The organism is Actinorectispora metalli, from assembly GCF_056323685.1.
Genome location: NZ_JBREYE010000001.1, coordinates 3,429,452 through 3,443,711 on the forward strand (window position 1 = coordinate 3,429,452; position 14,260 = coordinate 3,443,711).

Here is a 14,260-nt window from a genome sequence, read left to right on the forward strand (position 1 = left end):
TGTGGCCCAACGCTACACGGCGATTCGCCGGGCGGCGTACGAGCTTTCCGAAGACCAGGAAGGGCTCACTATCGGGTTTCACACCTTGGAATTCCCCGAAGAGGTCGCCGCGCGGGTGCTCGCCGTCTGCAACCTCACCAGAGAAGGCCGGGCGCCTAGGGTGGTGCTGCCGACCCACCGCTTGGACACGCTGTTGCAAGCACTCGACTTGCGCCTCGGGGTGCTGCCGCGCCCGGCCGGAACCGATCGGGAACCGCGAACGTGGCTTTACTGCCCAGTAGGCACGCCAGGTGGACCATTGCCGGTCCCGGTTCTGTTGCGGCTCTTCGACTACTGGATAGAGGAGTTGCAGCCGGATCCGAATCATGCGGAGGCAGTCGCGGAGGTGTGCGATGCGCTTCGCAAGCATGCTCCCGTCTGGCGCCGACAGGATGTCCCGCTTCTGCGGTGTGAGGCGAGCATTGGTGGAACCGCGCAACCGACGGCCGAGCAATACCTGCTGGCGACACAGCATTTCGCCCGTCGCATCCAGGACCTGTCGCCCTACGATTCCGGCGAGCGTGTGCTGCAGTTCCGATCGGTAGCGCGTCGGGCCCGTCAGCAAGGGGCAGAGCTGATGTCCCAGCCGCTTCACTACGACGACGAGCACGGTCTCCGATGGTGGTTCTCGGTGGTCGCCAACGTCACCCTGCACACGGTGCCTTTCCACCCGTGTTCCCGAGTGCACCTTCGTTTCGGCGTGCGCCGATGGGCGACACATCCCGAACCGAAGACTGGGCTGCTGCGCCTGGGTTTTCGCCGAGGCAGCGCCGTGTATTTGCGGCCAATTGCACCATGGCTTCCTGGTGTGCCGGTCAGCGACAGGTACAGCGTGGCGCACGTGGTCAAACGAGGAGACGGGCACGTGTGGCGGCCCGGTGACCCCGCCGCGCTGATGGCGCGGCTCGCGCTGAGCGCCAGGCCGTTCCCGGAGCCATCGAGTCTGCTCAGCGAGCCGGCACGGTGGTTCGAGGGCGAGCGAGGTGTCGACGCGTTGGTCGTGCACAACACGCATATGGGTGAGCACGGCGTCGGCGCTGGCTTCATGTCCCACGAGCGGTCACGGTTGATCGAGTGGGCCGAGCAGGCACTGGTACCGGAGCTGGTCCGCGTGGGCGATCTCACCCGGTCACCGCTGCCCTCCGCGAAACCGGCCAACGCGCGTCAAGGCGGATCTCGTGAGCGCACCGCGGCGGCTAAGAAAGTACTGCAAAGGACTCGTCGCGCATCGTTGGCCGCGCTCTACGCTGAGTGGTCTGGCACCCCGGAGTTCACACCCCGGTTGCTATGGCGTTCCGAGCAGACCCGCGACGGGGTGATAACTGCCCTCAGCACCGCACTCGGCCTCGAAGGGGACGGCGGCGCGAGCCAAGTGACTGCACAGGCTCACGATCGCAGCGGCCGTGGGGAGCCCGTTGTGCTGACGTGGCGGTCACCGGAGCTGGTGGTGACGTTGCATTGCCTGCGAATGGACAACGGATTGGCGGACAGCCTGGTCGTGGCCAAGGGTTCTCCCGAAGGCCGCGCGGATCGGGCGGCCAAAGCGGTACATAAGCGCCGTGCGGATATGGGTGAGTTCCTTGCCAAGAACGGCGCGAACGCCGCCGTGCCCTCGGTCGCGATCGTGGAGATCCCGGGCAAGACCGTGTTCCGCGGCATGAACGACCCCAAATTCGCGCTGCGGCTCGGCTCTGCGGACACCGGAGTCGTCACTCAATTCATCGCCACCCCCATGTCCTCTCACGCAGTGAAGTCGCTTCCCGCTGCGGCGGAGTCCTCTTGGGCGGACGCGATCCGGCAACTGGGTGCCACAGTGGCCCCGCGTCCTGATGTCCCGGCCGGCCTGCCCAGCCAGACGCAGTACCTCGCTGTGTGGATGGCGACCAAGGCCCGCGGCAGCACTGCGTCCTCGGCTAAGGGGAAGTTCCCTGTCGCTGTGCTGGTGCGTCCCGAAGCCGACGGACCGGATGCGGTTTTGGGCTGGGACGCCGAGGCGGTCGAGGGCATGGGGGCATGGACGGCGTACCCGCGTTATTTGACCCGGCTGCCCGCCCTCGCCGCGGTCTCCGACCACGACCTGGCCGATGCGGGAGGCCAAGACACACCGTGGTTCGACTGGTCACGGAGCTTGGACGAACAGCGGGCCGCAACGGAGGAGTTCCTGCACAGGGTGCTCTCCTCGGAGCACGTGCGGGGAAGACCGACCGTCCTTCTTGTCGACGCGCAGAACATCAGGTCCTTGTGGACGTGGGTGCAGGACAGCCAGGTGGAGCGGGACCTCATCCGCACCGGACTCGCACCTGCGGGTCGTCCGAACCCCTGGCTGCGGCTGGTGCGACTGCGCACTGGGGACCGACAGGAAACCCCGCAGTGGTGGGGTCGCGCCAAGTCCGACGGGGTGAACGGGCTGCCTGCCAACCTGTGGACGAGCGAAGGACGAGAGGACAACAGGATCTTCTACAGCACCATGCCGAAAGCTTCCACCGCTCAAAATTCTGCGGTGGAGGCACACAAGTTGAACCGCAGGAATGTGCGCAAGGGCGAACGCACAGGCCAATGGACTATCGATGTCGACCAACCCGCGTGGAATCCCGACCTCGTGGAGATCGCGGTGCTCGCGTGCCACCCCGGCGACGATCCACATGCCTTGGCGATGGCTGTTCACCAACTGCGGCAGGCGCCGGACTACCGCGATGCTCTCCACAGACCGCTGCCGCTGCACCTCGCCCAGAAAGCGCAGGAGTACATCCTGCCGATGAGGAAGTCGGATGAGGAAGACGCGTTCGAACCCGAGTCTCCGGACGATTTTAGCGCCGCACGCCTCAAGGACTGAAATAGCTTAGGCGTCGCCCGTGGCAATTTCTTTGAGCCGACTCTCCGCGGCCTTGAGTATCTGCTTGTCTTCGGAGCTCTTTTGCGGCAGTTGGTCGTAGATGGCCACGCAACTTAGCAACGCCTCTCGCTCATCCTCCGTACGGCAGGCCGCGCGGTAGGCCTGAGCCAGTCCGTCGCCGAGTAACCGCGCTTCGTTGACCCGTGACCCTGATTTGATGTAGCAGGCACGTGCGGCCTCCCCATGGTCGGCTGCCGCCGTGTAGCGCTCCAATCGCAAATGGCAACTCAGCAGGACGCGGTGTAGGGCCCCCTGGAGATACGGCGTGCTTGTCCGCCCCATCAGCTCGATGGCGGACGCCTCTCGGGCAAGTGCGCGCTCTGGTTCCCCCAGTTCGAAGCGGCAATAAATCTCAGTGGGAAGGGTGGCCGCTATACCGCGCTCATCGGCCATTTCCGTGTAGAGGTCTCCCGCAGTCGTCGCGTGGTGGAGTGCAGCCTCCCACCGACCCATGTCCTCTTGAAGGACACTCATCTGCTGATGCCCGTGGGCCGCTTCGAGTGGATCGTTGATGCTCTCAGCCAGGGTGATCGACGTCATCAGGTTGCGTTCTGCGACACCGTTCTTGTGCAGCTTTCGTTGGATGTTGCCCAGTACTCGGTGGCAGACGGCTTGATACCTGAAACGTTCCCGCTCCTCCAACTCCGCTTTGTCGATCTCGCAAGCCGAGATCAGCAGACGTTCTGCGGTGAGCCAAGGGCCATTGCGGGTGTGGTGGCAGCACAATGCAAGCGGCAGGCGCCACCGGTAGGCCGTGAACGGCTCGAAATCCGGCGAGGTCAACACCGCGATCAGAGTGTCGTGCTCGCGATCGAACCATTGCGTGCCGGCCGCTTCGTCAGCAGGAGCGGGAAGCGGCGCGCCTTCGTGCGCGACGAGGTCGTCCGGAAGCTCTCGACCCGAGCGGAGCGCGCGGTCGCACTGACGGGCGGCGGCCAACAACCAACCCAGCAATCGCTCCCGAACGTCGGACACTTCCGATCCCGGCCGTTCCGTGGCCGCGCGTTCCAATGCGAACGCTCGGACCAGGTCGTGGAGACCAAACCGGTCATCCGCCAACGGGTCCAGCAGGCTGGCGCGCAGGAGTTCGTCAACGGCGTCGTCCGCTGTGTGCTTCGGAAGGCCGGACAAGAAGTTGACAACATTTCGGGGAAGGGCGGGACCGGGATGAAGCGCAATGACTTGCAACATCTTGGCCGCGTCAGGCGAGAGCGATGCGTACGACAAGTTCAGCGAGTCACGCATCATTGTCTCCCCATCGGGTTGAGCGCCCAATAAGGCGGCTGGCGAGCCCATTCTGGTCAGCAAACTTTGGAGACTGGAGCCCTGGTTCAGGCGGGCCTGCGCAACGATGAGCGTGACTGCAAGCGGAATTCCGCCGCATATCTCCATGAGTTGGCGGGCCGCGAAGGGCTCCCTGTCGACCCGAGCGGTACCAACAGCCTCCCTCAACACGTCCAAGCACGCGTCAAGCGTGATTCGGCGCAAGGGCAGCACGCGCCCAGCCGCGACGGCAGGGGTAGTGACGGCCGTCCGTGTTGTGATGATTGTGCGGCTGCGCTCTCCCGCCGCTACTAGATCCGCCGCGTGCCGATGGTCACAAACGTTATCGATGACGATCAACACGGCGAGTGTGTTCACCGCCGTCCGATACGCGGCCAGCACTTCATCGCCGCTTAGGCTGGTTACCGGGATACCGAGAGCTTTGACGAACCTCCTCAGCACCACCTCGGGCTCGACTGGGCCCGTTGCGGAGAAACACTGCAGGTTTGCAAAGAGAACTCCGTCCGGGAAGTGTTTGATCACAGTATGTGCCCAGTTCACCACCAATTCCGTCTTCCCAAGGCCACCAAGACCGCAGACTGTGACGACTCGGACTTGGCTGTCCTGGTCGATTAGCTGCCTCAGCAAAGCGAGGTCGGATTCGCGCCCACGTAGATGGGCGCGGACGGGCGGCAGTTCGTGCGGCGATGTCACCCGCTCTGTCTTGGAAACGAGCCGGGCCTGGGCGACAAACGCATCAGCCTCTTCACTCAGCGCGGTGGGCCGTGCGTCCGCGTCTCTGGATGCGTCTTCCCGCTTGCGCAGATCGTCGATGATCTTTTGGGCCTGTCCACACTGAGACCACATGTCCCACAACGCGAGCCGGATCTCACAATCGTCCACGAACAGCACGTTGGCGCGCTCTGCGTGGGCGATGGCTTGTTCCAACTCTCCCTGTTCGGAGCAGAGCCGGATCAACTCCAGGAAAGCCCGGCGCCCTTCTGCCCGCAGCTCTGCCGCCTCCCGGTGCACCAAACTCGGGTCCAAGCCATCCAGCGGCGGGCCTCGCCACAGCTCTACCGCGGCGAGGAGAAGAGGCAGCTTCTGGTGCGCAGGTAGTCCTTTCGCTCGAACGATCTTGTCGCGGAACCGCCAAAAGTCGACCTCTTCCGGCCTCAGTCCCAGCTGTAAAACCGAACGCGTGCGCATCTTCACCACCTCGAACTTTGCGCTGGCCCTCAGCTTCGCGCCGTAAGAACGCAGGGTGGCTGGGCACGTCGTCCCGAAGCGGTTGCCCAGTTCGTCGTAGGGAACCGTGCCGTCTGCTACGGCAGCGAGCGCCAAGGCAGTCAGCTGGCGAGGCTCCGCACTCGCTGGCACGCCGTTCACCAGCAGTCGTACTGCACCAAGAATCTGAAGATCGCGCTCGGGCTGGTCCATCGCGTCAAGTGAACCAGACCGTGACCCGTGGGGGTTCCCGATCCGCGTCCCCACTCTTTCCCCACTCTTTCCCCCACGCCCGGCCTCCACGCTGTCCCTGTCAGATACAGCGCAGGAGGGAAGTGAGATGGGATTGCGAAATCCGTACCGCTTGACGCAGTGGTGGGCAACCGCTTCCGGAGTACAGACGTGTGGCGTGCGGCGGGTGGTGCTGGTTGTTGTGCACAGCCTCGCGGCAGTCGAGCGGGTTCTCGCTGCCGCCCACACCATCGAGGGCGAACCAGGAATCCAGATCGTGTTCACCTGGCCCCCAGGGCCTGCAGGCGCCCAAGTGGCGGATTTTCTCGCTTCCGTAGACGCTCTTACCACGCAGTGGGAGTCCGTGGCACACGAGCGGTTCGATTTGGTGATCGCAGCCAGCCCGCCCAGTGTTGGCACGTTGCGGGGAGCGTTGTTGCTGTTGCCCGAGGTGTCGACGGAGGGCGATATCGTCGACCACAACGGCAGGGGGTGCGTCGCTGCGATTAAACGGCTGCTCTGCCAACGGACAGGCCGTTCCGAGGCCACGGTCATCGGTCTGCCGTATAAGGCCGTGCAGGCTGCCCTTCCGGACGTCCGGCGACACGCTGTCGTTGTCGGCGATCCCGCGTATGACCATCTGCTTAACGCCCTCACCCATCGGAACACCCACCGGGAGCTACTGGGGCTCTGCCGCCGCCAGCGGTTGGGCCTCGTGGTATCGACACGTGGTCCGCACTCGCTGCTCGGGCGGTCACCGTCTCTACTCGGCCGTATGGCCACCGATTTGGCACCATCGAACGACCGGTTGATGTGTCACCTGCATCCGGATGTGTGGGTCCGGCACGGCCGACGCCAAGTGCTTGCATGGGCCGGGCCGGTCGTGTGGACCCGGCTGCAGTTCCTACGTCTCGGGCAGGACTGGCAGGGACCGGTCGCGGCAGCGGACTACATCGTCGGCGACCACGGTGCGGTGACCGCCTATGCCGCGGCCGCAGGGAAACCCGTGTATTTGGCCAACCCGGTACCCACCACGGCGCCGGGCTCTCTAGGCGAGGCCGTCCTTCGGTACGGCAGGCTCCTCGATCCGACCGCGTCACTGAAGGACCAATTCGACTGGGCGGCGCGTCCCAGCGCCTCGGTTGTCCGACGCGTCACCTCTGTCCCAGGAAGGTCTACAGACCTGTTGCGTACGGAGTGCCTCCGTCTGCTGCGGTTCACAGATCCGGCTCGACAACTAGTCAGCGACTACTAGGAAAGGAGAAGCCCGATATGTCCCTAAGTCAGATCTCCACCCGTTTCGACGCCTGTGGGGGCGGCGGCACTGGCGACCGTGCACAGTCGCTGGACTGTGCATAAGGTTTGGTGCTGGGCACGGCCAGTGATTCTGGCCGTGCCCGATTCGCCAGTAGCCGTGTAGAGGATGCGGAATACGAAACTTTCGTCACCCGGCACGAAGACGCATTGATGGCCTCATCGTTGCGCATCCCATGGGCGTCGTCAGCTTACGGCGTACCCTGCCGTCGGATGTGCCCAGACGATTCACCTTGCCGTGGCCGCACGCGGTCCTTAATTTGAAGCGGCTTTCGATCACTGCTGTACGGCGATGGGAAATAGTAGGTCGCGCAGAGAGTGGGTCCTGACGCTCCGCTGGGGCTACGACCTTCACTTCCTTGCCTATGAGACCGGTCTCCCAGGCCTTCGGCGCGCCGATTTGCGGCGCGCGGACACCAGCGTGGGCTTGCGCAGCCTGTCCGACCAGATCTTGTCCACGCTGCTGTGCACGTTCCACAACGCGTTAGGCGATCACGCCCGACTCGACGGCCACCGCGGGCTTCGAGCCCTTCCACCACCGCGGATGCGCGGAGGCGGTGACCAGTGCTCCTCGCCGCTGGTCCAGAAGGCTGTTCGGAGGCGAACAGTCGGCCGTGGACCGCGGTCCGACAACATCCGTGCTAGACCTACGAACCGCGCGACACGAAGTGGTCAAATTGACCTCGGTGTCTGTGGCTCAGCAGGGTGGCGTCCTCGTGACCCGGAAGCGGTCGTGGTCGAACAACGTGAAGCTTGCTGAGCGGCCACAAGCGACCGATGAATCAGTCGTTGCAGCACTGCCCGGTGCGAAAGACGTTGTCTGCCTCGTCGGGGTCGGCATGCTGACTAGAGAGAACGTCCGCCGGACGGGGATCCCCTGTGTGGTCTGCGACATGCCAGGGGCCATCAAGAGTGGGTGCGGGGACATAGTGGGGCGGGTTTCCTTTTCGTAGCATCAGCGAAACAGAAGTGATCCCAATCACCTGTTTCTCGACCCTGTGTTATGCCCTGTGTCAGGAGGCTTTTCATGTTCGAAAGTCACACCTCTGCCGTTATTCGCGGTCCTGGAGTGGCGGTGCTTGCGGTGATGGCTGCCGCAGTGCTGTCGTTGGTGGGGATTTCCTGTCAGGCTCGCGCTAGTTTGGTTGCCGATGCGGCGTCCCTTGCCGCGGTGGAGCACGACCCGGTCATCCTGATTCCGGGAATGACGGGGCAGGCCATTCACATGGACCCGATGAAGCGCAATTTCGTTGCCGCAGGATGGCGTTCCGAACGGGTGCACACCTGGACCGACAGCACCAGAATGACCGGTGACCTCACCAAGGCCGGTGTCGAGATCGGTCGCAAGGTCGACAGTGTGTTGCAGGAGAACGGCGCGCGCAGGGTCGTGCTGGTGACCTGGTCGGCTTCGACCCTGGCTGCGCGCTCCTACCTGAAGCATGTGCCTGGCGCTCAGGACAAGGTGTCGTTGTACTTCTCGATGGCGGGCCCGCACCACGGCACCACGACCGCGTCGATGTGCCAGAACTACGTCTCGTGCCAGCAGTTCGCGGTCGGCTCGTCGTGGCTGGCCGCGCTGAATTCGGGCACCGAGGTGCCTGGCTCTCCGGGCGTCCGCTACACCACCCAGCGTTCCGCCTGCGACTGGAACGTCAGCCCCACTGCTTCGGCGGAGCTGGCCGGTGCCGACAATCTCCAGACGCCTACCTGCATCGGCCACGGCGCCTTCCCCAGTGACAGTGGGGTGTTCAACCAGATCAAGAACATCATCATCCAGCATGAGAACAGCGCCACCACGCCGACCGCGACCTCCACGTCCGGGTCGGCCACGACCACGGCACCGACCACGGCACCGACCACCACGACTTCGGCGCCTCCTACCGGCTGCCCGTCGGTCAACGGTCAGTGGGGCGCCACCGGGCCCTTCGCCGCGACGTCGGCCTCCAACGGACGAGGCACCACCGTCTTCCGGCCGGTCGACCTGGGCACCCTGGGCTGCACCACGCACCCGGTCGTGCTGTGGAACAACGGTGCCCGCTCCGGGCTCGAGCGGTATGTTCCGCTGCTCAATCACCTCGCCTCGCACGGCTTCATCGTCGCCGCCGCCGAAGGCAACACGGGCACCGGAGCCGCCATGCTGGCGGGCCTGGACTACCTGACCAGCGAGAACAGCCGGGCGGGCAGCCCGTTCCAGGGCAAGGTCGACCTGACCAACGTCGGTGCCACGGGCCACTCCTTCGGTGGGGGTGCCGCCGTTGATGCCGGAGCCGATTCCCGGGTTGACACCATCGCGCCGATCTACCCGCTGGCCTTCAGCAGCGGCAGCAGGGTGCGCGGTCCCGCGCTGTTCATCGCCGGTCAGAACGACACCATCGTCCGGCCCTCGACGGTCCGCAGCACCTACAGCCAGACCACGCAGGTGCCCGCCATCTACGCCGAGCAGCGCGGCGCCGACCACTACGGCATCCCCGCCCTGCACGGCACCATCACCTCCTGGTTCCGCCTCCACCTCATGCACGACGAACAGGCTCGCGGCCTCTACTTCGGCCCGAACTGCACCTACTGCTCCTCGCAGTTCTGGTCGGTCTACGAGCGCAACGCCAAGGCACAGGCCGTTCGCGGTTCCTGACCCGGCACACGGCCGACCGTGGGGAGCCCGACTGACCGGGCTCCCCACCTTCTTGTGGTGTGGTGCTTTCAGGCGAAAGGAATTGTCCGTTAATCAGGTGGCCCGATTCGAGTTGGTGCCGGCTGGGGAGCCCGCTGAGGTTGGTCGAACCGGATCTTGACGGGTGTGGTGCCCTTCCCGATCTTCGTAAGGTGGTTGCGCCGACGGCTCCCGACGTGGTCCAAGCGGGCAGCATGGTGTCGCAGGTGTGCTTCGGCCCGCGAACCGCTTTCGGGAAACCGATCGTTTCCAATGATGCTTATCAGGTTGTCATAAGAGCTGGCTTCGTATTTCTAACGCCGATGGGTGTTAGCTTTATGGGCGGAAGATGGAACCGGTCCGCGATTCTCGTGTTTCGAGGTCGCGGGTATTTTTTCCGCCTGGTGCGGTGTGTGGAGAAGTGCGCAGCGCGCTGAGTGGCGTTGTGTGTTTTCGCGCTGCTCCGGATTCTTCTGCTGGTGCCAAAGTGGAGGCGTTTTCGTTGCGATTCGATTCGATGGTGAAACGGGGCGGGCGGTCCGGCGGGGCTGCGGGTTCCGTGGATCGTGGATGGCACTGACGGGCTTGGTGGCGGCCGCGGCGCTTGCGGTCGCGACGCTTCCGGGTGCCAGCCCGGACGCTTTGGCGGCGGGCAATCCGTATGAGCGTGGTCCTGCCCCGACGAAGGCGAGCATCGAGGCGGAGAAGGGGCCGTTCGCGATCAAGCAGGCGACCGTGCCCGGCGACTGATCGAGTGGCGACAGTCCAGGTCGCGCCGCGCCGCATCAACGCTTCCAGTTCCTGGCACTCGCCGGCAAAACGTCTGCGATCAGACTCCATTCCGTCTTCCCCTCAAGAGTATCCCCAACGCTCAACCACGGCATCGGCAAACTCCACCTGGAACGCGATCGCAGGAATGCGTTCCAGGTGTCAGAAAACCGCAGGTAGCCGCGCCTGCCACGGCGCCTGTGTATTTGCAGGCAAGAAAGTGGCAGGCGGCAGAAATATCTACTGCCGAGTACCTCCGTCCTCCGTATACCCGGGCCGAATATACCGAAGTGAGTGCTCTATCGACGCCCCTCGGTGCACATGCTTGAAAGGCGCGGTAGGCAACCGGCACTGTAGTTGCAATTTTAATTGGCCAACTCTCAAACTGAGGGTCTCGGAGTCTTTAGGAGAGGATTTCAAGCGCGATCCTGCATGCGCAGTGGTGGCTGCCTGAGGTGACGCTCTTGACTGGTTTAGACCAATGGGGTGCACTGGGTTGCGGCGCATGTCGGTGATGCGTCCGAGTGGTGGGCACCCTGGCCCACGATCCCTGCCATCCCGGAGGAGCGATCCCATGTCTGTGCGACGCACCTTGGCCTCGGTTGCCGCGGTCGCGGTTCTGCTTGCGGTGTCTCCTGCTGTTTCCGGCGCTCGTACGGTGGCCGACGCGGCGGCGTTCCTGGTCACCGAGGCGCAGTTCGATCAGATGTTTCCTGGTAGGAACTCGTTCTACACCTATCAGGGGCTGGTCTCGGCTACGAGTGCCTACCCCGGGTTTGCCAATACCGGGAGCGATGTGGTCAAGCGGCGGGAAGCAGCTGCTTTCTTGGCCAATGTCAGCCATGAGACCGGTGGGCTGGTGCATATCGTCGAGCAGAACAAGGACAACTATCCGCACTACTGCGATGCGAGCAGGCCTTATGGGTGCCCGGCGGGGCGGGCCGCCTACTACGGGCGTGGGCCCATCCAGCTGAGTTGGAACTTCAACTACAAGGCTGCGGGCGACGCTCTTGGGGCTGATCTGTTGAACAACCCCCACCTTGTCGAGCGGGATGCCGCGGTGTCGTGGAAGTCCGCCCTCTGGTACTGGAACACCCAGACCGGGCCGGGCACCATGACGCCGCACGATGCCATGGTGACAACCGCGGTTTCGGTGAAACGATTCGCAGTATCAACGGCAGCATTGAGTGCAACGGCGGGAATCCGGGGCAGGTTCAGAGCCGTATCGACAAGTACCGGCGCTTTGTCGACGTTCTCGGGACCACGCCGGGCGACAATCTGAGCTGCTGATCGCCGCCGGAGCGTTGGGCGTGCGTCGTGCGCTGGGCAGCGCACGACGCACGTCGGAACTCGCTGTGGTGGTGGTCAGCAGGTGTGCCATCCGCGCCAGCTGCCGTTCCAGGTGTTGCAGTAGTGCCTGCCGGTCGTGCCAAGCACCTTGACCGTGTTGTTGTTCGGCTTGAACACACCCAGCGCCGATCCGGTGTGGTTGCGGCTGGCCTGTCCGTTCTGCAGTCTCTTCCAGCCCGTGGAGTCGTCGACGTAGATGTAGAAGTCGTTGCCCACGACGACCTCCTTCGTGGAGGTGCCCGGTATCCGGATCAGAGCTTGGTGTGAGCCGCAGATCTTGCGGCCTGGGTGCTTCCAGAACGGATTCTCGACCGCGCAATCGGGCACGGCGTTGGTGGTGGTTGTTTCCGCCACAGGCGGGGCCGAATTGGCGGGTGCGGCGAGCATGCCGAGCGCCATCAGCAACCCGGCCGGCACCGACACGGCGAATCGTGTGTATTTCCTCATGTCTCTTCTCCATTCCCGACCGGCCTGCACCGGTCGTGGAACAGGACAGCACCCGAAAGCGACCGATGTCCGGCGTTGAGGTGTCCGGCATTGTCGCGGTTTGTCGCGACATCGTGTCGTGCGACAACGGGTCACGCCAAAGGCGGTGCGTGGGTGAGCTCCGTCGAGATAAACGTGAAAGGTTTCTGCGCAGCGAAACAAGGGAATTCGTCAAGGTGGATCGGCGGGGCCGTGGTGGTCGGCCGGTCCGTCTACCCGTAGAACTGCGCAGGCGTGCGATCCGCTCGTCCGGGTGATCACATGCCTCGATATCGCGATTCCGCTTGTCGAGTGTTCATGTTCGGGCAAACCCCTATGGCGGTCGGTGTTCACGATCGCGGCTCACCATAATGCCGACGGCGACCTGGGCGAGGGGGTACCGAATCGTGCGAACAGGCAGTTACAAGACGCTAGCCCTTGCGGCGGTGATCGCCGTGCTCGGAAGCGGGGTCGCGAGTGCGTCCGGGCCGGGCGCCAACTGGCAGTGGTTCGAGAGCGGGCGGTGGACGGCGGGCGCCGGTGAGCGGTCCGGTCCGTCGGCGCCGATGGCGCGGGTGTCGGCGGACGTGATCGCGCCGGGCATCGAGCATAGCCAGTACGACAACGGGATCATCGAGGCGGACGTCGTCAAGGCAGACCTGGCGGAGCCGACCCTGGGGGTGCGGTACGTGTACCCGGGCCAGGTGGCGGCGCGGGAACCGTTGGGGGCGTTGGCGAAGAGGGCCGGGACGGTCGTGGCGGTCAACGGGGACTTCTTCGACATCAACGACACCGGCGCGCCGCTGGGGGCGGGCGTCGACGCCGGAAAGCTGGTGCACGGACCCGCGGGCGGCTGGAACGAGGGGTTCGCGGTCGGCGCCTCGGGCGGGCGGGTGACCGGGGTGTTCCTGGAGGGCACAGTGCGGCTGCCCGCCGGCACGGTGCTCAAGACGTCCAACCTCAACTCGCCCACCGTGAGAAGCGGCGGCATCGGGATCTTCACCCCGGCGTGGGGCTCGGTCGCGCGGTCGCGGACCGTCGAAGGGGCGGCGAGTCTCGCCGAGGTAGAGGTGCGGGGATCGGTGGTGACCGCGGTGCGCGACGCCCCCGGCGCCGGGCCGGTGCCACCAGACGGGGTTGTCCTGCTGGGCCGGGAACAGGGCGCCAAGGCCATCGCGGGACTGCGGGTCGGCGACCGGGTCACGGTGGACTACCGCGTGCGGTCCGACGGTGGCCCCCCGGGGACGGCGATCACCGGCAACCTGGTGCTGATGCGGGACGGGAAGATCACCGTTCCGCAGCACCCCCGCCACCCGCGCACCGCCGTCGGGATCTCGGCGGACGGCAGAACGCTGTGGTTGGTGGCGGTGGACGGCAGGTCGACCGCCAGCCGGGGCATGACCTACGCCGAGCTGGCCGGTTTCCTCAAGGGTCTCGGGGCAGACGACGCGCTCAACCTCGACGGCGGTGGCTCGACGACCATGCTGGCCAAGCCCGCAGGCGAGGTCGAGCTTGGCGTGCAGAACGTCCCCTCCGACGGCACCCAGCGGCCGGTGCCGAACGGGATCGGGCTGACGTCCACGGCGTTTCCGCCGGTCTGCGTCGGCGCCCGCATCGACTTCGCGACCTATCCGACGCTGCGGACCGGTGCGACCGGGGCGGAAGTGCTCGCGATGCGGTGCCTGCTGAAGGCCCACGGCTTCGTCGCGGGCACACCCGACGGGTCATTCGCGAGCGACCGGGAGGTCAAGGCGTTCCAGGCGGCCCGCGGGCTCACCCCCGACGGCGTGGTCGCGCCGCCGACCTGGACCGCGCTGCTGTCGTCCGGTCCAACGCCGACGCTGAAGAGAGGTGCGGCCGGGTTGGCGGTGAAACGGGTGCAGCGGGCACTCTCCACGGCGCTCGGCAGGCCCGTCAAGATCAGCGGGACCTTCGACGCTGCGGTCGAACAGGCTGTGCGGGACTACCAGCACAGCCGCGGGCTGAACCCGGATGGCGTTGTGGGCGCTGAAGTCTGGAGGGCGCTGCACGCCGGGCGGTGAACCGGGACGCACCGGCAACCC

At 65.2% G+C, this 14,260-nt stretch carries 7 protein-coding genes and 1 pseudogene; 6 read left to right on the plus strand and 2 right to left on the minus strand.

Translation table 11 applies throughout. The features are described 5' to 3' along the window. Position 1: 1 nt before the first annotated feature. Complete coding sequence (locus tag ACU6XJ_RS16095) at positions 2–2,872, plus strand: pPIWI_RE module domain-containing protein (RefSeq protein WP_476311834.1); 2,871 nt, start codon at positions 2–4, stop codon at positions 2,870–2,872. A 6-nt stretch (positions 2,873–2,878) separates the two neighbouring features. Here the strand turns inward: ACU6XJ_RS16095 and ACU6XJ_RS16100 are convergent, their stop codons facing one another. After that, entirely contained in the window at positions 2,879–5,635 is a 2,757-nt protein-coding gene (locus ACU6XJ_RS16100; RefSeq protein WP_476311836.1) for an ATP-binding protein, read from the minus strand. A 205-nt stretch (positions 5,636–5,840) separates the two neighbouring features. On the opposite strand from ACU6XJ_RS16100, the gene ACU6XJ_RS16105 reads away from it, so the two are divergent. The 4 genes and pseudogenes from ACU6XJ_RS16105 to ACU6XJ_RS16120 all read left to right on the plus strand — a co-directional run. Then, positions 5,841–6,908 carry a hypothetical protein gene (locus ACU6XJ_RS16105; protein WP_476311838.1) on the plus strand — a complete coding sequence of 356 codons (1,068 nt, stop codon included), beginning with the start codon at positions 5,841–5,843 and terminating at the stop codon, positions 6,906–6,908. Positions 6,909–8,201: 1,293 nt separating this feature from the next. Next, positions 8,202–9,596 (plus strand): poly(ethylene terephthalate) hydrolase family protein, encoded by a 1,395-nt coding sequence (locus tag ACU6XJ_RS16110; RefSeq protein ID WP_476311841.1) that lies wholly within the window; start codon positions 8,202–8,204, stop codon positions 9,594–9,596. Positions 9,597–10,184: 588 nt separating this feature from the next. Then, positions 10,185–10,364 carry a poly(ethylene terephthalate) hydrolase family protein gene (locus ACU6XJ_RS16115; protein WP_476311843.1) on the plus strand — a complete coding sequence of 60 codons (180 nt, stop codon included), beginning with the start codon at positions 10,185–10,187 and terminating at the stop codon, positions 10,362–10,364. A 694-nt stretch (positions 10,365–11,058) separates the two neighbouring features. Further along, positions 11,059–11,672 (plus strand): annotated as a pseudogene (locus ACU6XJ_RS16120) (chitinase); the annotation flags it as partial. A 75-nt stretch (positions 11,673–11,747) separates the two neighbouring features. On the opposite strand, the gene ACU6XJ_RS16125 reads toward ACU6XJ_RS16120, so the two are convergent. Then, positions 11,748–12,179, minus strand: a complete 432-nt coding sequence (locus ACU6XJ_RS16125; RefSeq protein ID WP_476311846.1) for a hypothetical protein — start codon at positions 12,177–12,179, stop codon at positions 11,748–11,750. 425 nt (positions 12,180–12,604) lie between these two features. Between ACU6XJ_RS16125 and ACU6XJ_RS16130 the strand changes: the two genes are divergently transcribed. Next, positions 12,605–14,239, plus strand: coding sequence for a phosphodiester glycosidase family protein (locus ACU6XJ_RS16130; RefSeq protein ID WP_476311849.1), 1,635 nt, complete (start codon positions 12,605–12,607; stop codon positions 14,237–14,239). Positions 14,240–14,260 lie beyond the last annotated feature (21 nt).

Bases quoted from the DNA above. Each gene is read 5' to 3' on its own strand.
- ACU6XJ_RS16100 (WP_476311836.1), bottom strand. From the start codon at position 5,635: ATGGACCAGCCCGAGCGCGATCTTCAGATTCTTGGTGCAGTACGACTG.
- ACU6XJ_RS16110 (WP_476311841.1), top strand. From the start codon at position 8,202: ATGAAGCGCAATTTCGTTGCCGCAGGATGGCGTTCCGAACGGGTGCAC.
- ACU6XJ_RS16115 (WP_476311843.1), top strand. From the start codon at position 10,185: ATGGCACTGACGGGCTTGGTGGCGGCCGCGGCGCTTGCGGTCGCGACG.
- ACU6XJ_RS16125 (WP_476311846.1), bottom strand. From the start codon at position 12,179: ATGAGGAAATACACACGATTCGCCGTGTCGGTGCCGGCCGGGTTGCTG.